A 25,946-nucleotide genomic window follows, 5' to 3' on the forward strand; every position below is an offset into this window, starting at 1 on the left:
TTCTATTTATGGATAACTATATATGGATCAACGTAGAAAGCATTACAGGAACCTATGGCACCACCTCAGAACAATCTAAAGAAGCTTTTTTATTCAGTGCTCAGACCATTACTACCTTAAATTATGCTCGCCTTGCACCTTTAGGACTTGCAGTAAATATAGTTGCGACCATCGAGTCCATGTTCCATGTTGGGCTTGTGGTTCTTTGCCCTAGCTACAGGTTTGCTTTATAAGAGGTTTTCAAAATCACGCAGGAAAATAAACTATAGTGATATAGGTGTTATTGCTCCATATTTAGATGACACCGGTTGTATGATACGCGTAGTGAACCCACAGAAGAATGAATTGCTAGAGGTAAAAGTAGATTTAAGTGTCTCCTTTAGAAAGCAAGGATCACAGCTTAGAGAATTCCACAATTTAAAGCTGGAAAGAAACATGGTATTTTTCTTTCCATCAGTCTGGATGATTGGCCATCCTATTGATATGAAGAGTTTGCTTTATAAAATGACAGAAAAGGAAGTAGAAGAAAGAAACGTTGAGATCTTAGTGATGATCAAAGCATTTGACGAATCTTCTTCATTAACTTTGTATTCTCGATTTTTTTATAAGGCAGATGAAATAGTTTAGGGTGCTCAATTCAAGTGTCTAGGACAACATAAAGAGGGCAAGCTACACATTGATGTTAGTGGTCTCAACACTTATGATCAAAGGGAGTTACAGTAAAAGTTATTAGAACAGTCTTTTAAAAAAGGCATTCAAAAATGGTTTTGAGGTCATCGGAAGCATGATGCTTAATTCTTGTCCAAAACTTGTTTCTTCATCTAGAAAAGCAAATATCCTTTTGATTTTATTCTTTTTGTATAGGGTGTGAAACACTCGAGGCCCACGGTCGTTATCGCCATGCAATACCTCTAACATGATCTCGTCATAAAAGCGAAATTTCTTAGAGATCATTCCGTGATTGATATCCCGATCTGATAAAATATTATCGACTAATTGAGCGGCTTTTTTCTCACTCATTTTAAAACTATAACCTGTAGAAGGTTTTACCCAGCCACCAGCAGTTCCTATTTTAAAAATATTTTTTTTATGGTGTTGCTCAAACTTATAAGTGCTCATTGGGATGATACCTTGCTCGGTTTTTTCAATACTATAGGTCTCTATTTTTAAAAAATCGCTGAGGTATTTTTTTAGATACTTATCATAAGTGGCGTCATTTACCACTTCTTTAGAGAAGTAGGTGAATTCTACCAGTGCTTCTGTTTTGGAATAGGGTAAAATATAGGTAAAACTCGTCGTTTCTGGTTCTCTTAAACGGTAATCCATCATCACAAATTCTTCTGGATTAAAAACGGGTTCTTCTGTTTTGATCACCCAACCTTTAAAATGTTGTTGTAAGGTGATGGCTTGTGTATCTTTAAAAAAAGCTTTGTCGATTCGACTGTCCAATACCAAGTTGGCGGTGATGGTCGTCTGGTCGCATTCTACTTTTTGTAATTCGTCGCCAGACACCTTATGTACCTTCTCTTCTACGAGATGGAAGTTAGGGTGTTGTTGTAATTCCGCTTTCGCGAAAGCGATAAAATCACGGCTCTCGATAGTCTTATAAACATAGGCGTCAAGATCCAAATGTATAAAATCATGAGGCATGATAAAGCTACCTTTATTCCAGCTGTGAGAGATCAAATGATCCCAAAGACCCTTACCTTGCTCCCAATACGACCAAGTTTTTTCCAGAGAATTTGATTTAAAGTCATCGATAACAACCACTTTAAGTGTGGTGTTACGACGCAACAATTCCTGCACCACATGACTGCCAGCACAGCCCATACCTATAATCGCTATATCGTAATGATGATCCATAGACTAATTGCAAAAAATAGTTGAACGCCGTATAGATGATAAGAAATAAGCTTATTACCTCGGAGTTTAAATTGAAATGAAACAGCGTGAAGCGCAGCCGCAATAAGGAACCAACAAAGATAGTTGAACCAGCCTGCACCGCCTTCAAAATGCCAAAAACCTGCAAAATCACAAATTTGTTCTAGAAAATAATCAAAACCTACCATTAAGGCGGCTCCTGTGGCAATGATAGCGACGGGGGACTTAAAAAGGCTTTTGGCAATAACATGGGTAGTAAAGGTGAGCAATGCCCAGTTCACCCCTATTAACAGGGGAATACCGTCTAGTTTAGGGCCAAAATTTTTACCGTAATAATAATCGCCAAAAAGACTTCCTGTATGCACACCTATCCATTCGACCCCTATTCCTACGCTCATGAATGCTATAAATAAAAGCAGTTTATTACGAGAATCAATTTTAAAAAAGAAGATCAAAAAGAACAGCAAATACATGATGGTAAATGGCGACTTAGGAAGAAAGAAATCTTCATATCCAATCGCAATTCCTATCAATGCCGCCAGGTGCAAAACCCATAAAAAAACAATGGCTATTCTCATAGTTGTGTTTTTAAAATAAGATCAGAAGTGATTTGGGCACTTAATAAACACAAAGGAATTCCGCCCCCGGGATGCACTGAACCACCTACATGATACAAGTTTTTAATTTTATTATTGAAATTGGGATGTCTTAAAAATGCTGCAAATTTATTGTTGCTTGCCGCTCCGTATAGGGCGCCTCTATAAGAACTGGTATTGGATTCAATCCCCTGAGGGGTCAAAATATATTCTGTTTTAATATAATCTGTAATGTCTACGTGTAGGCATTTTTTAATTTTCGCTACAATGCGCTCTTTTGATTGGGCCACCAGCTGTTCCCAATCTTGTCCATAATCACCAGGTGCGTTGATCATCACAAACCAGTTTTCATGACCTTTGGGCGCATCTTCTGGAGATTCTTTGCTGGTGATATTGATGTAAACAGTTGGGTCCTCAGAAAGCGTCTTGTGTTGAAAAATATGCTCAAATTCAGCTGCGTAATCTTCAGAGAATAGAATGTTGTGTAATTCTAAATCTGGAAAACTGCTGTCAATTCCCCAATAAAAAATTAGTGCACTACTGGATCGTTCTTGTTCCAGTGTTTTTTCTGGAGCTATAACGTCACGAATTAATTTTTTATAAGTCGGATAAATATCCATATTGGATACTACCAGATCTGTTTTGTAAGTGTCTATTTCAGTAGTGACAGCAGTAACTTTTTTTTTGTGGTGATTGATCTGGGTGACGCTTTCGCGAAAGTGGAACTCGATTCCAACTTCTTGTGCAAGTTCAAATAGGGATTGTGAAATACGGTGCATTCCCCCATTTGGATAATAGGTACCCAAGCCAAGCTCAAGATGTGGGATCATACTCATAATACCAGGTGTTTGATAGGGCGATGAGCCGTTATAGGTGGCGTACCTATTGAAGAGTTGAGTGAGTTTTGGATTTTCAAAAACCTGATTTTCTTCATCCAAAGTATTTGATATTCCTAAAAAAGGAGCGTTGATTAAAGCTTTTAGGGTATCCATGGAGAGGTAAGTAGCGACTTTATGAAGCGATTTTTCTAAAAACAGACTTTTGGTAAGTTGGTATTTTTTTCTGCTATTATGAAGATAAGTGGCAATCGTATTTTTATTTTCAGAAAAAGTAGAAGCCGCCGTTTTTACAAACTTTTGGTTATCGGTACTCGCTTTAAAAACAGTACCGTCCTCCCAAAAATAGTGACAAGCTGTTTGCTTGGTTTTATAAGAAAATGATACGGAGGAATTAGGGAATAAATTAAAAAGTTCTTCTACCAGATGAGGCATGGTGAATAAAGAAGGTCCTAAGTCAAATCGGTAGCCTTCTTGATGTATGGCATGTAATTTACCGCCAGCATAGTCATTTTTCTCAAAAACTTTCACTTTAAAACCTTGTTTATGAAGTCTAAGAGCCGTGGATAGTCCACCTATTCCAGCACCTATAACAATGGCTGTTTTCATCATTTATTTGAAGTACTTAAAGGGTACTACTAGCATACCAAAGTTTTGGCTTTTTGCCTTCCCGATGTGTTTGTGGTGTATTTTATGCGCGCGTCTTACTCCTTTTGCATAAGTATTATCTGCCTTGCGCAACCATTTAAAGCGTTGATGTATAAAGATATCGTGTACCACAAAATAGGCGATACCATAGGCTAATATACCTGCGCTTAAAGGCAATGCCCACCATAAATCCAATTCACTATGAGCTACTTTAAGTGCTATACTAATGACTGCATAAAAGACAAAAAACCAGTCATTCTTTTCGAACCAACTGTCGTGTTTTTTGTGATGATGGTCTTCGTGGAGGTTCCATAAAAAACCGTGCATTACATATTTGTGCATCCACCAGGCGTTAAATTCCATAATGAAAAATGTCCCTATAAAAATCACTATCCACAATACTATATCCATGATTTAAATCAAATTGAGTCTATAAGTTACATATCCTTTAGAAAGCAGGAAAAATTTTTCATAATTAGGAACTCGTATTCTTGTGTTTCTTATTTCTTTAGAAGGAGTGCGTTCTAATCTAGTAAGCAATCTTCTATAATAGACGTAAGCAGTATAAACTCCTAATTTTGCTTCTATAGGTAGTCGTTGAATACCTCGCAAACCTGCATCAAAATCTTCTTTTATTTCTTCAATTAATCGATTTTTATCTTCTTCACTCAGATCGTGAAGATCTGTGTTAGGAAAGTAGCTTCTTTCCAAAGTGTCAAGATCTGCTTTAAGATCACGCAAGAAATTCACTTTTTGAAACGCACTTCCCAAGCGCATAGCGTCTTCTTTCAGGTCATCATAAAGTTCTTTATTTCCTTTTACAAAAACTTTTAAGGACATTAAACCTACCACATCTGCACTGCCGTAAATATAATTTCTATATTCTTCATCGGTTAAGTAAACAGATTTGTCTAGATCTAAGCGCATGCTATTCATAAATGCTCCATACATATCTGGAGTAATATCGTAGTTGTTTGCCGTTTCTTGAAAAGAGTTTAGGATAGGGTTGAGGCTTATTTTTTCTGCTATCGCACTTGTAAGATCTTTCTCAAACCTGTCCAGTAAACTGCGTTTATCAAAGTCGTGAAAGGTATCTACAATCTCATCTGCAAACCTTACAAAACCATAAATATTATGAATATCCTGCCTTATGGTGGGTCCTAGCATTTTGCTCGCAAGTGAAAAAGAAGTGCTGTAATTCTCAGTAACGGCCCTACTGCAATCTCTAGAGACTTTATCAAATAAGCTTTTCATTATTGATCGTGTTTGTTAATAAGTTCGGCAGCTAGTTTTCCAGAGATGAGCGATGGAGGTACACCAGGACCTGGAACTGTTAACTGGCCTGTAAAATAAAGGTTTTTAACTTTGCGACTTCTTAAATTAGGCCTAAGAAATGCTGTTTGTAATAAGGTATTTGCCATCCCGTAGGCGTTTCCTTTATAGCTGTTGTATTCTGAAATAAAATCATTCACACAAAATGATTCTTTAAAGATAATATGATCGGAAACATTTTGCTCTGTTCTCAATTCAAATCTTTTAATAATTTTATCAAAGTATTTTTCTCTTAGCTCTGGCGTATCTTCTAAATCAGGTGCTAAAGGAATTAAGAAAAATCCGTTTTCACAACCTACGGGTGCTGTTGAGGCATCTGTTAAAGAGGTAAAATTTGCGTAAAACAAGGGTTCTTCAGGCCATTTAGGATCTTCATAAATTTCATTGGCATGCTTCGTAAAATCAGTGTCAAAGAACAAATTGTGATGTTCAATGTTTTTTAATTTTTTATCAAAGCCTACATAGAATATCAGAGAACTAGGGGCAAAGGTTTTCTTTTGCCAGTAACTTTCCGAATATTGTCGGTACTTTAGAGGTAGTAACGACTCTGAATGATGGTAGTCTGCTCCAGATAATACAATCGGATAGAGGTGTGTCTGACCACCTGTTATAATTCCTTCCACTCGTCCTTGATTATCTACTACAATCTGGTCAATAGGACTAGTTGTTTTGATTACGACTCCCAACTCTTCAGCAAGTTTTTTCATCGCAATGATTACTTCATACATACCCCCTTTAGGATGCCATGTTCCCAAGCCAAAGTCGGCATAGTTCATGAAATTATAAAAACTAGGAGTGTTTTGCGGGGTCGCTCCTAAAAAGAGTACTGGAAATTCAAGAATACTAATCAATTTGGGATTGGTAAATTTTTTCCTAACATCTTTAGAAACGTTACCAATAAAGGCACCTACCTTTTTTGCTGTCTGAGGGGTAATCAATTCTAAAGGAGATTCACCAGGTCGGTATACTAAGTTTTTGATGGCTATCTCGTAGTTTTCTTCTGCTTTAGCCATGAACTGCTGCAACGGTTTGGAACTTCCTTTTTCTACTTTTTCAAAGGTAGCTTTGATATCGTTTAGATTATCTGCAATTTCAATTTTTTCATCCTCAAAAACTACTGAATAAGCAGGGCTTAATTTATCCAATTGATAATAATCAGAGGGCTTTTTATTAAAGTCTTCAAAAAAGCGTTCAAAGATATCGGGCATCCAGTACCAAGAAGGGCCTATATCAAAAGTAAAACCATTTTTTAGGAGTCTTCTTGCTCGTCCACCTACAGTGTCATTTTTTTCATAAATAGTGACTTCATGACCGGACTGTGCCAAATAGCAGGCAGCGGCCAATGATGAAAATCCAGATCCAATTACGGCTACTTTACTCATGCTTCAATTAATTCAGGTATTTTTTTGATTACCTCAGAGATCCCGCTGTAAACAGTTTGATTTTTACTTAGGTCTTTAGGTTTAATTTTTTGTGCAAGATATCCCAAAATCCACAATTCAACAGCATCTTCTTTAGTTACCTTACGATCAAACTTTCTTAAAAAAGAAGGAAGTTCCTTTTCTGTAGGGTTGACAGTGATATAGGTAATGTAGATAGGAGTAATACCTTGGTTTTTAAAAAACGGCAGGGCTTCAAGAACCATGCTAGCTCCTAGGTAAACCGTTTTGCATCCTCTTTTTAGTAATTCGTAATTTAAAAATAAAAGGCCTAAATCATGCATTTCATTTTCCGGGAGAAATAATACGTAAACGTTATTATTTTTATTAGAAACTTCTTGATATTGAACTTTTTCTAAATTGATTAAAACCTTTTGTTTGATCAAATGACTTATAAAATGTTCGTGAGCTATGTTGATGGTTTTGGATTGCCATAAGTATCCTAACTCCTCTAAAAAAGGAATAAATAGGCGATAAAAAACACCTGAAAATCCTACTTCTGCCAGAACAGCATCGTAAACTTTTTGAAACATAAATTGATCAAAATTAACCATAGCTAATTTTAATTCTTGCACTGCGTGATCGTTTTTACTATTTCTTTTAACGAGAGTGCGTACTTGAGTCTCTATTTCCGTAGTAGTTAAACTGGCAATAGTAGATATCTTGATACCTGAATTTTTTAAATAACTGACGTTTAATATTTTGCGCAAAGAAGAGAGGTTATAAGACCTGATATTAGTATCTGTTCTATCCGGTTCTAAAAGCTCATACCTTTTTTCCCAAATTCTGATCGTGTGAGATTTGATACCACTAAGGTTCTCTAGATCTTTGATACTAAACTTACTTTTTATCAAAATGGAATTGTTTACTTATTACCTGGTAAAGTTAAACAAATTATTGACCAAAGATTGGAGTTTGTTGATTTATTAACTTTATAAACTTGGATGGATTCAGCATAAAAAAATCAGACCTGAAGTCTGATTTATAAAGTACCTGGAATGGGACTTGAACCCACACGTACAAAGTACACACGGCCCTCAACCGTGCCTGTCTACCAATTTCAGCACCCAGGTAAATAAAAAAGTCCTTAAAAATAAGGACTTTTTGAAGAAAAGTGATCTGGCTGGGGCTCGAACCCAGGACCCTCTCCTTAAAAGGGAGATGCTCTGCCAACTGAGCTACCAGATCTTTTTGCGTTAGCGGCTGCAAATATACTGCTTAAGATTAAATGCAACCTAATTTTTTTAGTTTAATTTTATAAAATAATACATACCACAAAATGGAGAATGAAAATGGCGTTTAAAATTGTTTTATTAGGGTATATGGGTTCTGGGAAAACCACTGTGGGAAAGGAACTTGCAAAAACACTTTCAGTCAAATTTGTAGATTTGGATAAGGAAATAGAAAGATTAGAAAACAAAAGTATTCCTCAAATATTTAAGGATCACGGGGATATTTATTTTAGAAAAAAAGAAAAATTAGCTCTCGAAGACGTCTTGAATTCTAAAAATAATATGGTTTTATCCTTAGGAGGCGGAACGCCTTGTTATTATGATTCCATGAATTACCTCAATAATAAGGACGAAGTTCACAGCATTTATTTAGATGTTTCTACAGCAAATTTAGTGAAGCGTTTAGGGTCTGAAAAATCACGACGCCCTATGTTAAGTGGCATCAACACAGAGCAAGAATTACAGCATTTTTTGGGCAAGCACCTTTTTGAAAGACGTCCTTACTATCAACAAGCAAAACAGACGTTAAAGGTCGGTGAGGAATCAGTGGAGGAGCAGGTTAATAAGATAGTGGCTTTACTATTTTAAAACCACACTAAAAGGTTTTTTAGTTAACTGTACCTCAATGTGCTCTTCCATTGTGGTAGATAGAGAAATTCCTTTAAAATCTGCCTTGACAGGATATTTCTTGTGATTTCTATTCACCAACACGGCGGTTTTTAATCGGTCTAAAGGAACGTCTAAAAAGTGCTTTACGGCATATATCAGTGTGGTGCCGCTATTCAATACATCATCACATAGAATTACCCCACAGTTTTTGTACTCGTCTGCTTGCAGGTTGGTTTGTATAGGATCTAACGGATTAGTTTTATTAACGCTGACTTTGCATAATACTATTTCAGTTGGAATGATTTTGGACAGTGCTTTTTTTAACTCCTTGGCAAAAGTGTAGCCACCATTGGCGATACCGGCGAGTATGATGCGATCATTTTTGATGTAAACTTCAGCAATTTGATAGGCGATTCTACGTATTTTATGTTGCACTTGATTGTGATCGAGAATTTGGTTTTCAGTCATTTTTTTTCATCTTTATAATAAGTTCTTTTCCCTGTCTAGTATCTTCTGAAATAAGACATCGATCCAGTTTAATGATGTTAAACTTTTTTTGAAACAAGTTAATATATTCTTTTTTAGTTGCCGTATAAGGCGGTTCGTTGCTTGTAGTTTTAAAGTCAAATAAGACTCCTTTTATACATCCATTGGTGTTTAATAGTTCATGGCATTTATTGATATAGCTTTCGCGAAAGCGAGGTTCTAAGGCACAAAAGAATGTTTGTTCTATAATAAGATCATAACTTCCTTGATGTTCAAAAAAATCCTCATGTATTATATGTATACCTGTTGCATTTGTAATTTTTTCTTTTAACTGCAATAGAGGTTGAATAGCGATGTCCAATACTGTTACATTGTTAAAACCCTTCTTTATCAAATATAGGGCCTCATAAGCATTTCCTGCACCGGGAATTAAAATAGGTGCTTCTTTATGATCACTTTTATCTATGATGCTTTTAAGAGGTGAAGAGGCGTGTCCTAAATCCCAACTTGTAGTATGTTCTGCATATCTTTTTTGCCAGTAATGTTGATCGTGCTTCATTCTTCTTCGTCCTGATTAAGTAGTCCAGTTAAATCACGGCGATCTCTTTTTGTAGGTCTTCCTTCACCTTTTTTCCTATAGTAATCTTGATTAAGCGCGATCAGCTTTTTGGTATCAAAATTCTCCTGAGGAGTTCGATCCAAACGATATAAATCAACAATTTTGTTTCCCACACGACCATCCGGTAGATCAAGAACTTCCACTTTATAATCGATCTGGTCTTTGCGCATTTCAATTAAATCACCAGGGAATACCTCTCTAGAGGGTTTAACTATAGAATTAGCTATACGAATACGCCCTTTTTTAGCGGCATCGGTTGCCTTACTCCTGGTCTTATAATAGCGCACACTCCATAAAAATTTATCTACTCGCATAAGATGCTTTGTTATTAAACGTTATCACAGCACCACAAAAATAGTGGAAAATACTATCTTTGGTGGCTTTAAAAAATGATGATGAAAAAAATTAAATATTTATTCTCTTTTATTATTACTGGTATTGTTTTGATTTCTTGTGGGAACGACGATGACAACCGCATCACGGTAAGAGACAGAGGCGAAGTATACACGGAAGATCTTGTTAAATTACAAAATTATTTGAATACCCACTTTTACAACTATGAAGAGTTTGCTGCTCATCCTGTAGGGACTGATTTCGCAATAGCATTTGATACCATTGCAAATGCCAATGCTAACAAGATACCACTGTCAAGTCAAGTGGCTTCTAAGGTCTTGACTAGAGATGGAATAGATTACACTTATTACACGTTAATTGTTCGTCAAGGAGGTGGATTGGAACAACCTACTTTCGCTGACAGCACCCTTGTCTCCTATGAAGGAAGGTTACTAGACAATACTGTTTTTGATGGTTCAATTAATTCGGTATGGTTTGATTTGCCTAATGTGGTGGATGGCTTTACGGCAGGTATTTCAGAGCTCAATGAAGCTGCCAGTATTACTTCTAATGGAGACGGAACCCTTTCTTATTTCGATTCTGGAGTAGGAGCTGTTTTTATGCCGTCAGGTTTAGCTTATTTCAATCGCATCCAAAGTGCCATTCCACAGTACTCCCCATTAATTTTTACCTATCAGTTGAGAAAAGTAAAAATTACAGATCACGATAATGATGGTATCCTCTCAAAATTTGAAGATTTAGACGGTGATCAAGACGTACGATCTCCAGAGGATAGAGATAATACAGATAAGGACCGCATCAATGGAGGTTTTAACTACATTGATGCCGACGATGATGGCGACGGCGTACCTACCATATTTGAAAATGCAGACCCTAACGGAGATGGTGATCCTAGCGATGCAGAAGATCTTGATGGCAACGGTATTCCTGGGTATTTAGACCCTAATGAAGTAAATATAGATCTTGATAATGACGGTATTCAAAACCGCTTTGAACAACCAGATCCCAATGGTAATGGTAACCCTGGAGATGCGCGTGATACGGATAATGACGGTATACCAGATTATCTAGATAGCGATGACGACGGGGACGGTATTCCTACTTCACAAGAACATGCAGATCCCGACAATAACGGTAACCCTTCAGATGCGCGCGACACTGATGGTGATGGTATACCAGATTATTTAGATCCAGATTCATAGATTTCAAAAAGCTAAATAGAGAAATGGAGTCTTCTTACTAAGTGGGCTCCATTTTTTTTATGTGTTCTTTGCTGTTATAAAAATAAGAATCCTGACTTACAATTTTATATCGAGTCATGCCTAGAATCTGATGTTTCTGGATCTCATAAATACGAACGAACCAATATAAGTTGTTCATTTTAAAAATTGCTGCAGGCTTTGTATGGTAAACTGATAATCCTTCCTAATTGGAAGAGTTGGTGATTTTAAAAACCCGATAGAATTGAAGTTTTCCTTAGCCACATAATTTGTTGTAATGGAATAGGATGTTATAGTTTTTAAGAGGCATTATCCCATTTGTTCAAGCTACTTTCAGATTTGTCTCATGATTACAGGGGTGAAGATTACCTTGTGTTTCAAATCTCTTTAGAGGTATTCTTCTCTTTTTGTTTCTTATTGCTGTGTATAAAGGTATTGAAGTGTTATGTCGTTTATAATAGGCGCAAAAAAAGTCCTCATATTGATATGAGGACTTTGTAATAAAAAAGTGTTGGGTTATTTTCTTTTGATTACTTTTTCAGCCTTTAGTGTGATGTTTTCTGCATTTAGGCCGTATTTTTCAAGCAATTGTTCAGGTGTTCCACTTTCTCCAAAGGTGTCATTAGTGGCTACAAATTCTTGAGGTGTAGGGCAGTTAAGAGATAAAGTTCTAGCAACGCTTTCCCCTAATCCTCCCAAGAAGTTATGTTCTTCAGCAGTGACAACACACCCTGTTTTTTTAGCAGATTGGATAATGGCTTCCTCATCTAGAGGCTTGATCGTGTGAATGTTAATCACTTCTGCACTGATTCCTTTTTCATTTAGAGCTTTAGCAGCTTCTAGAGCTTCCCAAACTAAGTGACCGGTTGCAATAATAGTAACGTCGGTTCCTTCTTGAAGTACTACCGCTTTTCCTATCTTAAACTCACCTTTCTCTGGGGTAAAGTTAGCTACTTTAGGGCGTCCAAATCTTAAGTAAACAGGACCGTGGTGTTCAGCTATAGCAAGTGTTGCTGCTTTAGTTTGATTGTAATCACAAGTATTGATTACGGTCATTCCTGGAAGCATTTTCATCAATCCTATATCTTCAAGGATTTGATGAGTTGCACCGTCTTCTCCAAGAGTTAACCCAGAGTGAGAAGCACAAATTTTTACATTTTTATCAGAATAAGCAATACTTTGTCTGATTTGATCGTATACACGACCTGTAGAGAAGTTAGCAAATGTTCCTGTAAATGGAATTTTACCACCTATAGTCATACCTGCAGCCATTCCCATCATGTTAGCTTCTGCTATTCCTACTTGAAAGAAACGTTCTGGGTGGTTATCTGCAAAAGCGTTCATTTTGAGCGATCCGGTAAGATCTGCACAAAGCGCTACCACATTTTTATTCTTTTGTCCTAGTTCTGTAAGTCCGTCACCGAATCCGGATCTGGTGTCTTTACTTCCTGTATTTTCGTAAATTTTCATATCTAAAATCTGCTGGGCAGATGCTCTTTAAGTTAATAGTCGCCTAAGGTTTCTGGATTTTGTCTCAATGCTTCAGCCAGTTGCTCGTCATTAGGAGCAATACCATGCCATGCATGAGATCCCATCATAAAGTCTACTCCATTACCCATTTCTGTGTGCAACAGGATACAAATAGGTAAGCCTTTGCCTGTAGAGGCAAGTGCTTCTTTTAAACCTGCGAGAACAGCGTCTACATCATTACCTTTTGCAACAGTAATAACTTTCCAGCCAAAAGCTTCAAACTTATTTTTTAAATCCCCTAGAGCGAGAACCTGTTCGGTACTTCCGTCTATTTGTTGTCCATTGACATCAATAGTAGAAATTAAATTATCCACTTTATTGGCGGCAGCATACATTGCTGCTTCCCATATTTGACCTTCTTGAAGCTCCCCGTCCCCGTGTAAAGTGAAGACTGTTTTAGCATCTCCATTTAATTTTTTTACAACGGCTGCACCTATAGCAACACTCATTCCTTGACCCAAAGAACCACTTGCGATACGCACACCCGGAAGTCCTTCATGGGTAGTAGGGTGTCCTTGTAATCGGGAGTTTAATGTTCTGAAGGTGCTCAATTCTTCAACTGGAAAATAACCAGATCGCGCTAAAACGCTGTATAGAACAGGAGAGATGTGACCATTAGAAAGAAAAAATAAATCTTCATTTGTTCCATCCATGTTAAATTCAGGATTGTGGTCCATCACCTCGTTGTATAAGGTTACTAGAAATTCTGCACAACCTAGTGAACCACCAGGGTGTCCACTGTTTACGGCGTGTACTTGTCTAACAATATCGCGACGTACTTGTGTTACTAAATCTTTTAATTGCTGTGTATCAGCCATTTTAGAGGTTTTAAATGATCTTCCAAAAGTAGGCTTAAACAGGCTTAAGAAGAATTTTTCTTAAAGCCAGTTATTAACGATATCAGGTGTTTTGTGAACAAATACGGTTTGTTTTCAAGTAAAAACTTGAAACGCTTTGGTTTTAAGGTTGATGCATATCTCGCTTTCGCGAAAGCGGAACATTTCAAAATTTGATTCCTATTCCAGCTCTGTTTATTTGTTCACTTGATCTTAAGCACAAATTTAAATTCATATAAGTATCTTTGCCGCTCATGAAATTTGATATACTACAAAGCGATTCACAGAGTCAAGCCAGAGCTGGAGTGATCCATACCGACCACGGTAAAATAGAAACTCCTATTTTTATGCCAGTAGGTACTATTGGTACTGTAAAAGGGGTCCACCAGCGGGAGCTGAAAGAAGAGGTCAATCCAGATATTATACTGGGAAACACCTACCATTTATACTTGCGACCAGGTACTGATATTTTAGAAAAAGCAGGAGGACTACATCAATTCATGAATTGGGACCGCCCTATTTTAACCGACTCTGGGGGCTATCAAGTCTATTCTTTAAGCTCTAATCGCAAGATTAAGGAAGAAGGGGTGAAGTTCAAATCGCATATAGATGGCTCGTACCACACCTTTACTCCAGAGCGTGCTATGGATATACAGCGCAGTATTGGTGGGGATATCGTCATGGCTTTTGATGAATGTACTCCTTATCCATGTGATTATAATTATGCGAGACGTAGCATGCACATGACGCATAGGTGGTTAAAAAGATGCATTACTCATTTTGATAATACACCAGACTTGTACGGCCACAAACAAACACTTTTCCCTATTGTTCAAGGAAGTACTTATGTGGATTTAAGACAACAAAGTGCCGAGGCTATTGCTGCAACCGATCAGTTTGGTAATGCTATAGGCGGACTTTCTGTAGGAGAACCCGCTGAAGAAATGTATGCCATGACGGAAGTGGTAACTGCTATTCTTCCAAAAGAAAAACCTCGTTACTTAATGGGCGTGGGAACCCCCATCAATTTATTAGAAAATGTCGCTTTAGGGGTCGATATGTTTGATTGCGTTATGCCTACACGTAACGGTCGCAACGGTATGATCTTTACCGCTCATGGTACCATGAACATGAAAAACAAAAAATGGGCAGAAGATTTCACTCCATTAGACCCTGCAGATTATGCTTGGGTAGATACGGTTTACACTAAAGCTTATGTGCGTCATTTATTTACCGTAAATGAAATGTTAGGAAGACAAATTTGTACCATACACAATCTTTCTTTCTATTTGTGGTTAATGAGAGAGGCACGCAAACGCATTATTGAGGGTGATTTTAGAACGTGGAAAGATAAAATGGTCAAGCAAATGGATAACAGACTCTAGTGTTAAGTATATTAGATACATACATATTAAAAAGGTACCTAGGTGCATTTGCACTTTTGTTGGTTTTGTTCTTACCTATTATGGTAACCGTACATATTGCCGAAAAAATAGGTAAAATAATAAGTAATGATGCGCCTTTTGGTGAAGTAATCGTATACTTGATAGACTTTACTATTTATTTTTCTAACTTCTTGTTTCCACTCTTTTTGTTTATTTCTACGATGTTCTTCACCTCCAAACTGGCGATGAACACCGAGGTAATTGCCTTCTTAAGTTCTGGAGTTTCCTTTAACAGATTTTTACGGCCTTATATTATAGGAGCTACTATAGTCTGTGTCATTGCACTTATTCTTAGCGCCGTCTTTGTGCCAAACGCCTCTTCTGGCTTTAATGAATTTCAAAACAAGTACTTCAATCGTGGTGGTGATAAAAAGACCACTAATGTTTTTAGACAAATCAACGATAACGATTATATTTATGTGAGCAATTACCAACCGTCTTCTCAAATAGGTTTTGATTTTACCTTAGAACATTTTGAAGGAAATGAATTGAAATATAAGATCTATGCCAACCGCATCAAATTTGAAGATTCTATCTATGTGCTAAGTGGGTATAAAAAAAGAACGATTCTTGAAGACGGAGAAAAAATAGAACGTGAGCAGAGAAAGGACACCCTGTTTTTCTTTGATATCGATGAGCTTACCCCCTCAGACTATATCGCAGAGACCCTTCAATTCACTGAATTAAACGACTTTATTGAATTAGAAGAAAAACGCGGTAATGCCGATATGAACATCTATTATGTAGAAAAGTACAAGCGTACTTCCATTCCTGTAAGTGCTTTTATTTTTACGCTTATTGCTGTAGCGGTGTCCTCTGTTAAAAAACGTGGAGGTATGGGGATGAACCTCGCTATTGGAATAGTTATCGCAATGACCTATGTGTTTTTAGATAAAGTCTTTGGTACGATTGCCGAGAAAAGCACCTTTAATCCTTGGATCGCCGTATGGTTTCCCAATATATTCTTTGCTGTTGTTGCATTTTTTCTAATTAGAAATGCGAGACGATAAATTCCTTAATTACCTGCACCTACATGTTATAGTTTTCATCTGGGGTTTTACCGCAGTACTGGGTGCGCTTATCAGTATAGATTCTATTCCGCTGGTTTGGTGGCGCATGAGCATGGCCGTGGTACTCATCTTTATCTATATGAAATGGAAGAAAATTCCTTTTCAATTGGTCGGTAAAGGTTCGCTTTCGCGAAAGCGAATCCTGGGTTTTCTAATAGCAGGAGTAGTAATTGCCTTGCACTGGGTCACCTTTTTTGGAGCAATTAAAGAATCCAATGTTTCTGTAACTCTGGCGATGCTAAGTATGGGAGCTTTTTTTACCGCCTTACTAGAACCCTTGTTTACGTCAAAAAAAATGGTGTGGTACGAACTGGTTTTTGGAGTAGTGATCATGGGGGCACTGTATTACATCTTTCAAATTGAGACAAAATACGTGACCGGAATGATTTTGGGCTTGATCAGTGCTTTATTGAGTGCGACTTTCTCTATTCTGAATGTGAAATGGGCAAAGGAACATCCGCCGTCGTTGATTTCTTTTTATGAGTTATCAAGTGGTGTGATTTTGCTTTCTTTGTTTTTTGTGTTTCTTCCAGTGGATTTTGTGATGCCATCGCAGCTCACCCAAATGGATTGGTTGTGGTTAGGTATTCTCTCCTCTTTTTGCACTGCTTATGCCTTTATAGCTAGTGTAAAAGTCATGAAGTTCTTAAGTGCTTATACGGTCATGTTAACTATTAACTTAGAACCAGTCTATGGTATTTTTCTGGCATTTTTAATTCTAGGAGATGCTGAAGAAATGACTCCTGAGTTTTATATAGGTGCGGTAGTGATTCTTGTCGTTATTATAAGTAATGGTATTTTAAAGACACGTCTGGCAAAGAAGTAGCGAGCAGTCTCATTCTCAGTTTTCAGTCCCAGTCTCAGTCGCAGTATCAGTTTTCAGTATCAGTTTTAATTAGGCGTTTTGGATCAAGGTGTTCATAGCATATTCTCATCAAGTCATGCCGCTTTAAAGGGGGGTGCTTATTATTATTTCAAACACATAGTTATGGGGTATTCCTTTTGGGTCAGGTAGTTCAGGTGAATGGCGCTTTTATTGAAGTAGGGCAAAGCAGACTTGCAATTAGAGATCAATTCAAATACCGTTGGAGTTTCAAATTCAAATGTATTTTTACTTCAACTCATATGACTATATTTGTTGATCCAAAAAACAAATTCCCTCATATGGAATATTTAGAATTTGAATTACCGATCAAAGAGCTGGAAGAAAAATACCAGCAAACGATTACCTTAGGAGAAGAGAGTGATGTTGATGTCAGTGCTACGATCAAGCAAATAGAGAAAAAACTCAAAGCAACTCGTAAAGATATATATGCCAACTTGACCGCATGGCAACGTGTGCAGATGTCTCGTCATCCTAGTCGTCCGTATACCTTGGACTACATCAAAGCGATTTGTGGTGATACCTGGTTGGAATTACATGGTGATCGCAATGTCAAAGACGACAAGGCGATGATCGGTGGACTAGGTAAGATAGGCGACCAGAGTTTTATGTTTATAGGACAGCAAAAAGGATTTAATACCAAAACACGCCAGTACCGCAACTTTGGTATGGCAAATCCAGAAGGATACCGCAAAGCTCTTCGTTTAATGAAAAGTGCAGAGAAATTTGGAATACCAGTGGTCTCTTTAATTGATACTCCAGGGGCTTATCCAGGTCTCGAAGCAGAAGAACGTGGTCAAGGAGAAGCTATAGCAAGAAATATTCTAGAAATGACACGTCTCAAGGTGCCTATTATCGTTATGATTATAGGTGAAGGAGCTAGTGGTGGAGCATTAGGTATAGGAGTAGGAGACAAGGTAGTCATGTTAGAAAATACCTGGTACTCTGTGATATCGCCTGAATCTTGTTCTTCTATCTTATGGAGAAGCTGGGAATACAAGGAAAGAGCTGCAGATGCCCTTAAACTAACTTCCACAGATATGAAGAAACTTAACCTAGTAGACGAAATTCTCAAAGAACCAGAAGGCGGCGCTCATAAAGATAGAGAGACTACTTTTAAATCTGTGGCAGAATGCATACTTCGACATTATGAAGAATTAAAAGATTTAACGCCTAAAGACCTTGTAGAGCAACGTATGGACAAATATGCTAATATGGGAGTCTTTAAAGGATAAACGAGAAGACAATATTTAACAATCTCTTAAAAAAGCTACAAAGTTGTCACATCAATTTTGTGGCTTTTTTCATTTGTTTTTTTTGTTTTCTAAGATCTAAAAGACTTATCAACTGAAAACGCGATAGAGAAGAAGGCTAGCTTTTTTTGTATCCATTGATACTACCTAGCTTTTAAAAAAAAACAATGCTTGTTAACATGTTATAAACTGTCTTTTTGATCAAATTGTTGATGAAGTTGTCATTGATCAACACAAATAAAACCTTTTTAAAACCCTACTTTTGAACTCTATGGAAAAAGTACAACAACTCCCTAATCTCTCTTCAGGAAACACTTCTGTCATCACTCTTGAAAAAGGTAAAATACCACCTCAAGCAGTTGATTTAGAGAAGGTTGTAATTGGTGCTTTGATGATTGATGGTAAAGGAGTAGATGAGGTCATTGACCTTCTTACTCCAGATGTTTTCTATCAAAAAAACCACCAAGTCATTTTTGAAGCCATAGATATTCTCTTTAAAGAAGGGAAACCAGTTGACTTATTAACTGTTAGCGCACAGTTGCGTAAAATGGAAAAAATAGAAGTCGCTGGTGGAGATCATTACCTGGTTCAATTATCACAATTAGTAAGTTCTACTGCGCATATCGAATTTCATGCGCGAATCATTCTTCAAAAATTCATACAACGCAGTCTGATCAAAATTTCTACAGAGATTATTACTGAATCTTACGAAGAATCTACGGACGTTTTTGATTTACTAGACAAGGCAGAATCTAAGCTTTATGAAGTTACTCAAGGCAATATCAGAAAAAGTACAGAAACCGCTATGGATTTGGTGCGTCAGGCAAAGGAGCGTATTGAAGAAATAGCAAATCGCGATGGACTCTCCGGAATTCCATCTGGTTTTACAGATTTGGACCGTTTAACAAGTGGGTGGCAGCCTTCAGATTTAATTATTATCGCTGCACGTCCAGGTATGGGTAAAACAGCCTTTACTTTGAGTATGGCTCGTAACATTGCCGTAGGAAATAATATTCCAGTAGCCTTCTTCTCTCTAGAGATGAGCTCGGTACAATTGATTACCCGTTTGATTTCTTCAGAAACAGGCTTGAGTTCTGAAAAATTGCGTACCGGTAAACTAGAGCCACATGAATGGGAACAACTTAACGTAAAAGTAAAAGACTTAGAACAAGCGCCTATTTTTATTGATGACACCCCATCACTATCTATTTTTGACCTACGTGCCAAATGTAGAAGACTGGCGTCACAATACGGTATCAAGTTAATCATGATTGATTACTTGCAATTAATGACAGCCCAAACTGGTAACAAAGGAGGGAATCGCGAACAAGAAATCTCTACGATCTCTCGTAACTTAAAAGCCCTTGCCAAAGAACTGAGCGTACCAGTAATTGCACTTTCACAACTGTCTCGTGCGGTAGAATCTCGTGGTGGGTCTAAACGTCCATTGCTTTCTGATTTAAGGGAATCTGGAGCGATTGAGCAAGATGCAGATATTGTATCCTTTATCTATCGACCAGAATATTACGGTCTGGATGAATGGGATGATGACGACCGCACTCCTACTGCTGGTCAAGGAGAGTTTATCGTTGCAAAACACCGTAATGGTGCGACCGACTCCATACGTTTAAAGTTCTTAGGACAGTTCGGTAAGTTTGATAATTTGGATCAGTTCTTTACTACTCCAGAAGAATTCGGTTCTAAAATGAATGCTGCAAACGACGACACTTTAAAACCAGATCCTTTTGACAATCCTAAAGCGGGAACTCCTGGGGATGCTTTTGGAATTCCTAATGACGACATGCCGTTCTAGTGGAATAATTTGGACTCCTTATTGCAGTCTGTTCCGCATTCCATTATTATATTAGTGGTCAGCTTGTAGAAGGTAGGTTTTTATTGAAATTCCGCTTTCGCGAAAGCGGTATAATTACACACTTGAAGAATGCTAAAAAGAACCATCTTACTCTTGTTATTTTGTGCGAGTGGACTCTTTGCACAGGCTCAATATTTATTCATACCCATGGATGCAGAGACTCAGGCAGACCATTTAAAAGCTTATGGGATCTCTTATTGGGTGCTTTCTAAAGGAACTAAAGTGAAGTGGTTGCTCAATTATAGAGGTGGCTCTTTTTTAGTTCCTAACGTGGAAGAAATCAAAAAAGAATTGATCGTAAGAGGTGTGAGCTTTGAAGAAATGACCGAAGCTGAGGTACGTTCTATCTTAGAATTGGTAGCCAGTCCCTCTCAAAACATGCAAGAAGTCTTGCTAGAAAAAGCTCCTAAAATAGCCGTGTATTCTCCTACAGGTACGTTGCCTTGGGACGACGCCGTTACTATGGTGCTCACCTATGCAGAGATTCCATACACCAAGGTCTACGACGAGGAAGTACTATCTGACCAACTTATATTATACGACTGGTTGCACTTGCATCACGAAGATTTTACGGGGCAGTACGGTAAATTTTACCGCAGTTTTAGAGCAGCGCCTTGGTATGTGGAAGAAAAGAAGCAAGCCGAAGAATTGGCGCAAAAGCTAGGCTACGATAAAGTGAGTGAAGAAAAACGCGATGTGGCACTTAAAATTAGAGACTATGTAGTCGGTGGAGGTTTTATGTTTGCGATGTGCAGCGCGACAGACAGTTTTGACATTGCACTTAGTGCCGAAGGAGTTGATATTGCAGAACCTATGTTTGATGGTGATGCGAGTGATCCCGGGTATCAAAATAAAATTGATTACTCTAAGACTTTTGCTTTTACAGATTATACCTTAGAGCGTTCACCTATGGTTTACGAATTCAGTTCCATCGATATGACCACCAAGCGTACGATTGATCGAGAATTGGATTATTTCTCTTTAATGGATTTCAGTGCTAAATGGGATCCTATTCCTACCATGCTCAATCAAAACCATACCAGTCTTGTCAAAGGATTTATGGGGCAGACCACTAGTTTTTATAGGGAAGAGGTAAAGAAAAATGTTTTGGTACTAGGGGAGAACAGAATCAACAAAGAAGCCAAGTACATACACGGCATACGCGGTAAAGGATTTTTCACTTTCTACGGCGGCCATGATCCAGAAGATTACCAGCATCGAGTAGGAGATCCACCTACGGAGTTGAGCTTGCATCCCAACAGTCCAGGTTATCGCTTGATTTTAAATAACGTACTCTTTCCTGCGGCTAGAAAGAAAAAGCAGAAAACTTGATAAGGCAGTTGTTTTGTTATAACGATTACTATCCTGGCGGTATGCTACTGCCTTACCGCCACGGTTCTGTAGATAGTGATTCTTATAGATAAGGCTTCCAAGGACAGGAGCGTGATGATGAAGTGAAAGGAGAAGGGAATAGTTATAACTATAAGTATAGAATGCATGATCCAAGGTTGGGTAGGTTTTTTGCTGTGGATCCCTTGTCTATTCAGTATTCTTATAATAGTCCTTATGCATTTAGCGAAAATAGAGTTATAGATGGAGTTGAATTGGAAGGACTAGAAGTCATTCCGTGTCGCGCGCGATTGCATCGCGTTCGTTTTAACCAGCTAGCTGGCGGCTTTAATTAACAGATTATTATTTTAGTTTTATATTCTAAACGTGATCACGGGTAACGAAGAATGATTGACCATAGACTCTACAATACTACCAGAAAAGAAATGAGCTAATCCTTTACGGCCGTGTGTTGGAATACCAATAATATCAGCTTGTTTTTTTTCAGCAAAATGAAACACTCCACTCTCCACACTGAAGTCTGAAAAAATAGTAACCTCCTCAGGTGAAAATTGATAAGCATCTTTCAAAATATTAGAAAATTCTTCGATTTGATGATGAATCTGATTGGTGCTTAGAAAACTGCTTGATGGCAGATTGACATAAACTAAAGAGATATGTATTTGTAGCACTTTAAATAGATTCATCGCTTTTATAAAAACATCTTTACTTTCTAATTTAAAATCACATGCAAGCACTCCTTGACGCGGCGCAAATTTTTTATCACCTTTAATTACTAATACTGGAATATTAGATGTTCTAACTACTTTTTCAGTTGTAGAACCTATAACAACCTCTTGAATTCCGCTACTTCCATGAGACCCCATTACAATAAGGTCTGCATGATGTTCTTTTGCTACCTGATTCAATTCACTAAAGGCTTTATAATTTTTTACAACAGTTTGAATAGCAACTCCTTTCAAATATTCCTTATTTAAAAATTTGTCTAAGCGTTTTTGCGTAAGCTCCATAAAATAGCGACTTTCTTCAGATTTCTCTTCTTGAGATAAATGTACTTCTTGAAATTCGATCATGTGCACTATAGTTACCGTGGATTGGTGTTTCTTGGCAATTTCCACCGCAGCTTTAAGTGCATTTTCTGAGTGAATGGAAAAGTCTACGGGAATAATTATATTTTTCATTTTCTTCTGTTAACTACCTTTTATTGATGCGTTCAAAAGTAATCTGCTTCTATAATTTAAAAGCTGATATAAATCAGATTTCCCTATTATTAAGACATGCTAGTTATCCAAAAAGCAATATTTAGGTCTGTTATTATCCTCTTTTATGTAGTTTCAATTGTGTCCCTAGCTGTGAGGTCAAGAGCGAGAAGCTCGCGCTAGCGGTCACTAGTGAGTCGCTCACGCTAGCTGGGGGTTTATTGATTTCCATTATCAAATTCAATTTCTTTTCCTTTTTCTTCTTCAAAAAATATTCCATCATCGTACACTAAATTTCCGTTCACAAATGTTTGTTTTATTTCCGTTTGAAATGTCGTCCCTTCTAACGGCGACCATCCGCATTTGTAAAAAAGATTGTCTTTAGCCACTGTCCATTTGCTATCTAAGTCTACCAAGGTCAAGTCGGCAAAATAGCCTTCTCGTATAAATCCTCGATCTGTTATACGGTATAAAATAGCAGGATTATGGCACATTTTTTCAACTATTTTTTCTAACGAAATCAGATCTTGTTTGTAAAACTCCAACATACAATTGAGCGTATGTTGAACCATTGGAGCTCCAGACATAGACTGGAAATACGGTCTTTCTTTTTCTTCTAAAGTGTGTGGAGCGTGGTCAGTGGTTATGATATCTATCCTGTCATCAAGTAATGCTTGGAATAGACCTTGTTTGTCTTTATTGGTTTTAATGGCTGGGTTCCATTTTATAAGCATGCCTAGTCGATCATAATCGTTATCTGAAAACCATAAATGATGAACAGAAACTTCTGTAGTTATTTTTTTCTCATTTAGAGGAATGTTATTTTTAAATAAGTGGGTTTCTGCTTCTGTTGATAAATGAAGAATATGAAGGCGAGTGTTGTATTTTTCGGCAATAGCAATGGCGCGTTTAGTAGCTTCGTAACAGCCTTCAGTACTTCTAATGATTGGATGAAATTTTGCCGGAATATCTTCACCGTACGTTTTTTTGAACGCCTGTTCATTTGCCTCTATAATTTCCTCTTTCTCTGAATGAATTGCTATTATTGATTTACAGTTAGCAAATAATTTTTCCATCTTTTCAGGACTATCAGCTAAAAGGTTTCCTTTTTTTGTAAAATATAAACCGTCATCAGAAATACCTATAAATGGGCCCGTATCTAATTTTATTATTTCATCAATATTATCTCCGTTTACCCCAAGAAAAAATGAATAATTTGCTAAAGATTTTTTTGAAGCAATTTTAAATTTTTCCTTCAAACTTTTTATTGTTAAAATATTTGGAACTGTATTTGGCATATCAATAAAAGAGGTGACACCGCCTGCTACGGCAGATTTGCTTTCGGTATACAAATCCCCTTTGTGTGTGAGTCCAGGCTCTCTAAAATGAACTTGTCCGTCAATTATTCCTGGGAATAGGTACTTTCCGGTTCCGTCAATTATTTTATAATTTGGTCCTACGTCAATACTTCCAATTTGGTCAATTCGTCCATTAGAGATCAGTAGGTCTGCCACAACTATCTTTCCTTCATTTACGATAGTAGAATTCTTAATTAAAATATCTTGATTCATGGTTCAGTTCTTGTTGAATAAGCCTAGTTTATTAGTTTAAAGCAAACGTCGTTGTGAAATTTGGGTAACATTAGATAGCTTCAAATTTACTACATACCAACCGAATAGAAAATCGCTACAGGTTTTTGAAAGTTGGTGGGAACGATAACTAATTAAAGCTGAGATAAATGTGCAGTTGAATAAAATATAGTTATTAAGGCGTATCAACCTTTAAAAAGAAAATAGAGGTAATAGATGGGTTTATTTTTAGAGACGTTAATCTTCACTACAGTAAAATAAAAAAAACCTGATCATCTTTAGATGATCAGGGTTGTTGCGGAGAAGAAGGGATTCGAACCCCTGGAGGTGTAACCCTCGCTGGTTTTCAAGACCAGTGCATTCGACCACTCTGCCACTTCTCCTAGTCGTTCCACAAAAATTGCTTTTTGTTTAAGCGGTTGCAAATATACAATTATTCTTTAAAAATCGATGAGATAATAAGAAAAAACATATCGAATTCTATTTTAAAATGAAAAGAAAAATTAATACCTACATTTTTAAAAACAGGCATAGAAATGCATAATGTACTTTAGCAAGACTTACTTTTTCATTCAATTTTTGAAAAGCGTATTTTTAAACTTTCGAGCTTTCAGTCTTTGTCATGAGACAGCTTACTATCACCGGTAATTGGGATCACCTTTCCAGAATAGGTTGGCGTTTTTTTAATGTTCAGTTCTATCCAAGCTTTCATATTTGCTAGCCATTCTCTCCGAATAAAGCGGTTATTTCCTGGATACTCATGTTGATCGGCTATAAAGCCTTGTACAGTCATCCCCATATTTTTACCTATATAAAGGGCTCTAGGGAGGTGAAATTCTTGCGTAAATACAATGGCACTTTTTACTTTAAAAATATCCCTAGCTCTATACATAGAGTCGTAGGTGTCAAAGCCGGCATGATCTAAAAAAATATCTTCGTCTGGAACACCTTTATTGTTGAGGTAGTTTTTCATGGCGTTTACTTCATCGTAGTTTTTTGTTCGATGATCACCACTCAAAAGAAATTTTTTAAACTTTTTGTTTTCATAAGCGAGTAATGCTGCGTCTACTCGATCTTGAAGTATAAGAGAAAGGCTTTTATCTGGTTTTACACTAGCACCTAAAACAATACCAGTGTGGGCTTCTTGAAGTTGGGTAATCTGGGTTACCATGAAATCTCTGGAGCTGCGCTTGATGTGCAGTTGTAGAATGAAAATGACTACTAGTGCTATGATGACACTAAAAACGAGTATGTTTAATATCCTGCGCATTAAATAATAGATGAAGGTTTTTTGTCAGCGCCTATGGCGACAAAAGTAAAGATTCCTGTCACCACTTTTTCACGACAATAGCAGTACATATCTTCTATATAAGTATAAGTTTCTACCACAAAATTGGTTTTACCTACTTTAGCAAAATGACCTACCAGTTCAATAATACTAGCAAGCGGGAATGGTTTTTTATATTCTATTTGATCTGTGTTTATGGGTACCACATTTTTTCTAGAGAATCTAGCGGCGCAAATAACAGAAACTTCATCCATAAGAGGTAAGGCTGTACCTCTAAAAAGCGTGTCGTGATGATTGGTCGTTTTAGGAAAAATAGCCTTGAAAATACTCGTCCTGGATTGCTTAATTCGTTTATCGATGTACTTCATTGAAAAATCT

General features: G+C 37.2%; 26 protein-coding genes, 3 tRNA genes and 1 pseudogene. 11 read left to right on the plus strand and 19 right to left on the minus strand.

The window, feature by feature from the left end; genetic code table 11:
* Window positions 1–8: 8 nt before the first annotated feature.
* Both KG732_RS06980 and KG732_RS06985 read left to right on the plus strand, forming a co-directional pair.
* A complete protein-coding gene (locus tag KG732_RS06980; RefSeq protein ID WP_213521863.1) occupies window positions 9–233 on the plus strand; it encodes a hypothetical protein in 225 nt (74 codons plus the stop codon).
* Window positions 234–312: 79 nt separating this feature from the next.
* Window positions 313–627: a hypothetical protein gene (locus KG732_RS06985; protein ID WP_300980379.1), complete on the plus strand. Its 315-nt coding sequence runs from the start codon at window positions 313–315 to the stop codon at window positions 625–627.
* A gap of 102 nt (window positions 628–729) precedes the next feature.
* On the opposite strand, the gene KG732_RS06990 is transcribed toward KG732_RS06985, so the two are convergent.
* The 9 genes from KG732_RS06990 to KG732_RS07030 form a co-directional block, all read right to left on the minus strand.
* Window positions 730–1,863, minus strand: a complete 1,134-nt coding sequence (locus tag KG732_RS06990; RefSeq protein ID WP_213521867.1) for a lycopene cyclase family protein — start codon at window positions 1,861–1,863, stop codon at window positions 730–732.
* Window positions 1,842–2,459 (minus strand): carotenoid biosynthesis protein, encoded by a 618-nt coding sequence (locus KG732_RS06995; RefSeq protein ID WP_213521869.1) that lies wholly within the window; start codon window positions 2,457–2,459, stop codon window positions 1,842–1,844. Before KG732_RS06995 ends, KG732_RS06990 begins: the two co-directional genes overlap by 22 nt.
* Window positions 2,456–3,925: a 1-hydroxycarotenoid 3,4-desaturase CrtD gene (gene crtD, locus KG732_RS07000; RefSeq protein WP_367271487.1), complete on the minus strand. Its 1,470-nt coding sequence runs from the start codon at window positions 3,923–3,925 to the stop codon at window positions 2,456–2,458. The genes KG732_RS06995 and crtD overlap by 4 nt, the downstream gene beginning before the upstream one ends.
* The gene (locus KG732_RS07005) at window positions 3,926–4,372 is read right to left on the minus strand and encodes a sterol desaturase family protein (RefSeq protein ID WP_213521871.1); all 447 of its coding nucleotides are present in this window, start codon (window positions 4,370–4,372) and stop codon (window positions 3,926–3,928) included.
* A gap of 3 nt (window positions 4,373–4,375) precedes the next feature.
* On the minus strand, window positions 4,376–5,215 hold the full coding sequence (locus tag KG732_RS07010) for a phytoene/squalene synthase family protein (RefSeq protein WP_213521873.1): 840 nt from the start codon (window positions 5,213–5,215) through the stop codon (window positions 4,376–4,378).
* Complete coding sequence (locus KG732_RS07015) at window positions 5,215–6,675, minus strand: NAD(P)/FAD-dependent oxidoreductase (protein WP_213521875.1); 1,461 nt, start codon at window positions 6,673–6,675, stop codon at window positions 5,215–5,217. Before KG732_RS07015 ends, KG732_RS07010 begins: the two co-directional genes overlap by 1 nt.
* Complete coding sequence (locus KG732_RS07020; protein WP_213521877.1) at window positions 6,672–7,586, minus strand: MerR family transcriptional regulator; 915 nt, start codon at window positions 7,584–7,586, stop codon at window positions 6,672–6,674. Before KG732_RS07020 ends, KG732_RS07015 begins: the two co-directional genes overlap by 4 nt.
* 136 nt (window positions 7,587–7,722) lie before the next feature.
* Window positions 7,723–7,805: transfer RNA gene (locus tag KG732_RS07025), tRNA-Leu, on the minus strand.
* A 42-nt stretch (window positions 7,806–7,847) separates the two neighbouring features.
* A tRNA-Lys gene (locus KG732_RS07030) sits at window positions 7,848–7,920 on the minus strand.
* 98 nt (window positions 7,921–8,018) lie between these two features.
* Here KG732_RS07030 and KG732_RS07035 point away from each other — a divergent pair.
* Window positions 8,019–8,552: a shikimate kinase gene (locus KG732_RS07035; protein ID WP_300980381.1), complete on the plus strand. Its 534-nt coding sequence runs from the start codon at window positions 8,019–8,021 to the stop codon at window positions 8,550–8,552.
* Here KG732_RS07035 and KG732_RS07040 read toward each other — a convergent pair.
* From KG732_RS07040 to KG732_RS07050, 3 genes are read right to left on the minus strand one after another with little or no spacing between them, the layout of a single operon-like run.
* On the minus strand, window positions 8,544–9,041 hold the full coding sequence (locus KG732_RS07040) for a phosphoribosyltransferase family protein (RefSeq protein WP_213521879.1): 498 nt from the start codon (window positions 9,039–9,041) through the stop codon (window positions 8,544–8,546). The two genes, KG732_RS07035 and KG732_RS07040, sit on opposite strands and share 9 nt — an antisense overlap.
* Window positions 9,034–9,618, minus strand: coding sequence for a class I SAM-dependent methyltransferase (locus KG732_RS07045; protein WP_213521881.1), 585 nt, complete (start codon window positions 9,616–9,618; stop codon window positions 9,034–9,036). The genes KG732_RS07040 and KG732_RS07045 overlap by 8 nt, the downstream gene beginning before the upstream one ends.
* Window positions 9,615–9,992, minus strand: coding sequence for a S4 domain-containing protein (locus tag KG732_RS07050; protein WP_213521883.1), 378 nt, complete (start codon window positions 9,990–9,992; stop codon window positions 9,615–9,617). The genes KG732_RS07045 and KG732_RS07050 overlap by 4 nt, the downstream gene beginning before the upstream one ends.
* A gap of 81 nt (window positions 9,993–10,073) precedes the next feature.
* Here KG732_RS07050 and KG732_RS07055 point away from each other — a divergent pair, with 81 nt between their 5' ends.
* Entirely contained in the window at window positions 10,074–11,234 is a 1,161-nt protein-coding gene (locus KG732_RS07055) for an FKBP-type peptidyl-prolyl cis-trans isomerase (protein ID WP_213521885.1), read from the plus strand.
* Window positions 11,235–11,768: 534 nt separating this feature from the next.
* Here the strand turns inward: KG732_RS07055 and KG732_RS07060 are convergent.
* Both KG732_RS07060 and KG732_RS07065 read right to left on the minus strand, forming a co-directional pair.
* Window positions 11,769–12,722 carry a transketolase family protein gene (locus tag KG732_RS07060; RefSeq protein ID WP_213521887.1) on the minus strand — a complete coding sequence of 318 codons (954 nt, stop codon included), beginning with the start codon at window positions 12,720–12,722 and terminating at the stop codon, window positions 11,769–11,771.
* Window positions 12,723–12,754: 32 nt separating this feature from the next.
* Entirely contained in the window at window positions 12,755–13,600 is an 846-nt protein-coding gene (locus KG732_RS07065) for a transketolase (protein ID WP_213521894.1), read from the minus strand.
* Between the two features lie 272 nt (window positions 13,601–13,872).
* On the opposite strand from KG732_RS07065, the gene tgt reads away from it, so the two are divergent.
* The 7 genes and pseudogenes from tgt to KG732_RS07100 all read left to right on the plus strand — a co-directional run.
* Window positions 13,873–15,003, plus strand: coding sequence for a tRNA guanosine(34) transglycosylase Tgt (tgt, locus tag KG732_RS07070; RefSeq protein ID WP_213521896.1), 1,131 nt, complete (start codon window positions 13,873–13,875; stop codon window positions 15,001–15,003).
* Window positions 15,003–16,073: an LptF/LptG family permease gene (locus KG732_RS07075; protein ID WP_213521898.1), complete on the plus strand. Its 1,071-nt coding sequence runs from the start codon at window positions 15,003–15,005 to the stop codon at window positions 16,071–16,073. Before tgt ends, KG732_RS07075 begins: the two co-directional genes overlap by 1 nt.
* On the plus strand, window positions 16,060–16,959 hold the full coding sequence (locus KG732_RS07080) for a DMT family transporter (protein WP_213521901.1): 900 nt from the start codon (window positions 16,060–16,062) through the stop codon (window positions 16,957–16,959). Before KG732_RS07075 ends, KG732_RS07080 begins: the two co-directional genes overlap by 14 nt.
* Window positions 16,960–17,297: 338 nt before the next feature.
* On the plus strand, window positions 17,298–18,251 hold the full coding sequence (locus KG732_RS07085; RefSeq protein ID WP_213521903.1) for an acetyl-CoA carboxylase carboxyltransferase subunit alpha: 954 nt from the start codon (window positions 17,298–17,300) through the stop codon (window positions 18,249–18,251).
* A 289-nt stretch (window positions 18,252–18,540) separates the two neighbouring features.
* Window positions 18,541–20,082, plus strand: a complete 1,542-nt coding sequence (gene dnaB / locus KG732_RS07090) for a replicative DNA helicase (RefSeq protein WP_213522479.1) — start codon at window positions 18,541–18,543, stop codon at window positions 20,080–20,082.
* A 129-nt stretch (window positions 20,083–20,211) separates the two neighbouring features.
* Window positions 20,212–21,474: an asparagine synthetase B gene (locus tag KG732_RS07095; protein ID WP_213521905.1), complete on the plus strand. Its 1,263-nt coding sequence runs from the start codon at window positions 20,212–20,214 to the stop codon at window positions 21,472–21,474.
* A 104-nt stretch (window positions 21,475–21,578) separates the two neighbouring features.
* Window positions 21,579–21,827, plus strand: a pseudogene (locus KG732_RS07100) (hypothetical protein); the annotation flags it as partial.
* A gap of 18 nt (window positions 21,828–21,845) precedes the next feature.
* Here KG732_RS07100 and KG732_RS07105 read toward each other — a convergent pair.
* The 5 genes from KG732_RS07105 to KG732_RS07125 form a co-directional block, all read right to left on the minus strand.
* Window positions 21,846–22,673, minus strand: a complete 828-nt coding sequence (locus tag KG732_RS07105) for a universal stress protein (protein WP_213521909.1) — start codon at window positions 22,671–22,673, stop codon at window positions 21,846–21,848.
* A gap of 236 nt (window positions 22,674–22,909) precedes the next feature.
* Window positions 22,910–24,262: a dihydroorotase gene (locus KG732_RS07110; RefSeq protein WP_213521911.1), complete on the minus strand. Its 1,353-nt coding sequence runs from the start codon at window positions 24,260–24,262 to the stop codon at window positions 22,910–22,912.
* Between the two features lie 316 nt (window positions 24,263–24,578).
* Window positions 24,579–24,663, minus strand: a tRNA-Ser gene (locus KG732_RS07115).
* Window positions 24,664–24,890: 227 nt separating this feature from the next.
* On the minus strand, window positions 24,891–25,550 hold the full coding sequence (locus KG732_RS07120) for an ElyC/SanA/YdcF family protein (protein ID WP_213521913.1): 660 nt from the start codon (window positions 25,548–25,550) through the stop codon (window positions 24,891–24,893).
* A complete protein-coding gene (locus KG732_RS07125; RefSeq protein ID WP_213521915.1) occupies window positions 25,550–25,936 on the minus strand; it encodes a hotdog domain-containing protein in 387 nt (128 codons plus the stop codon). The genes KG732_RS07120 and KG732_RS07125 overlap by 1 nt, the downstream gene beginning before the upstream one ends.
* Window positions 25,937–25,946: the final 10 nt, after the last annotated feature.

It is taken from the genome of Nonlabens sp., assembly GCF_018401815.1.
Lineage (GTDB): Bacteria > Bacteroidota > Bacteroidia > Flavobacteriales > Flavobacteriaceae > Nonlabens.

Bases quoted from the DNA above. Each gene is read 5' to 3' on its own strand.
- KG732_RS06980 (WP_213521863.1), top strand. From the start codon at position 9: ATGGATAACTATATATGGATCAACGTAGAAAGCATTACAGGAACCTAT.
- KG732_RS06985 (WP_300980379.1), top strand. From the start codon at position 313: ATGATACGCGTAGTGAACCCACAGAAGAATGAATTGCTAGAGGTAAAA.
- KG732_RS06990 (WP_213521867.1), bottom strand. From the start codon at position 1,863: ATGGATCATCATTACGATATAGCGATTATAGGTATGGGCTGTGCTGGC.
- KG732_RS06995 (WP_213521869.1), bottom strand. From the start codon at position 2,459: ATGAGAATAGCCATTGTTTTTTTATGGGTTTTGCACCTGGCGGCATTG.
- crtD (WP_367271487.1), bottom strand. From the start codon at position 3,925: ATGATGAAAACAGCCATTGTTATAGGTGCTGGAATAGGTGGACTATCC.
- KG732_RS07005 (WP_213521871.1), bottom strand. From the start codon at position 4,372: ATGGATATAGTATTGTGGATAGTGATTTTTATAGGGACATTTTTCATT.
- KG732_RS07010 (WP_213521873.1), bottom strand. From the start codon at position 5,215: ATGAAAAGCTTATTTGATAAAGTCTCTAGAGATTGCAGTAGGGCCGTT.
- KG732_RS07015 (WP_213521875.1), bottom strand. From the start codon at position 6,675: ATGAGTAAAGTAGCCGTAATTGGATCTGGATTTTCATCATTGGCCGCT.
- KG732_RS07035 (WP_300980381.1), top strand. From the start codon at position 8,019: ATGAAAATGGCGTTTAAAATTGTTTTATTAGGGTATATGGGTTCTGGG.
- KG732_RS07040 (WP_213521879.1), bottom strand. From the start codon at position 9,041: ATGACTGAAAACCAAATTCTCGATCACAATCAAGTGCAACATAAAATA.
- KG732_RS07045 (WP_213521881.1), bottom strand. From the start codon at position 9,618: ATGAAGCACGATCAACATTACTGGCAAAAAAGATATGCAGAACATACT.
- KG732_RS07050 (WP_213521883.1), bottom strand. From the start codon at position 9,992: ATGCGAGTAGATAAATTTTTATGGAGTGTGCGCTATTATAAGACCAGG.
- KG732_RS07055 (WP_213521885.1), top strand. From the start codon at position 10,074: ATGAAAAAAATTAAATATTTATTCTCTTTTATTATTACTGGTATTGTT.
- KG732_RS07060 (WP_213521887.1), bottom strand. From the start codon at position 12,722: ATGAAAATTTACGAAAATACAGGAAGTAAAGACACCAGATCCGGATTC.
- KG732_RS07065 (WP_213521894.1), bottom strand. From the start codon at position 13,600: ATGGCTGATACACAGCAATTAAAAGATTTAGTAACACAAGTACGTCGC.
- tgt (WP_213521896.1), top strand. From the start codon at position 13,873: ATGAAATTTGATATACTACAAAGCGATTCACAGAGTCAAGCCAGAGCT.
- KG732_RS07080 (WP_213521901.1), top strand. From the start codon at position 16,060: ATGCGAGACGATAAATTCCTTAATTACCTGCACCTACATGTTATAGTT.
- KG732_RS07085 (WP_213521903.1), top strand. From the start codon at position 17,298: ATGGAATATTTAGAATTTGAATTACCGATCAAAGAGCTGGAAGAAAAA.
- dnaB (WP_213522479.1), top strand. From the start codon at position 18,541: ATGGAAAAAGTACAACAACTCCCTAATCTCTCTTCAGGAAACACTTCT.
- KG732_RS07095 (WP_213521905.1), top strand. From the start codon at position 20,212: ATGCTAAAAAGAACCATCTTACTCTTGTTATTTTGTGCGAGTGGACTC.
- KG732_RS07105 (WP_213521909.1), bottom strand. From the start codon at position 22,673: ATGAAAAATATAATTATTCCCGTAGACTTTTCCATTCACTCAGAAAAT.
- KG732_RS07110 (WP_213521911.1), bottom strand. From the start codon at position 24,262: ATGAATCAAGATATTTTAATTAAGAATTCTACTATCGTAAATGAAGGA.
- KG732_RS07120 (WP_213521913.1), bottom strand. From the start codon at position 25,550: ATGCGCAGGATATTAAACATACTCGTTTTTAGTGTCATCATAGCACTA.
- KG732_RS07125 (WP_213521915.1), bottom strand. From the start codon at position 25,936: ATGAAGTACATCGATAAACGAATTAAGCAATCCAGGACGAGTATTTTC.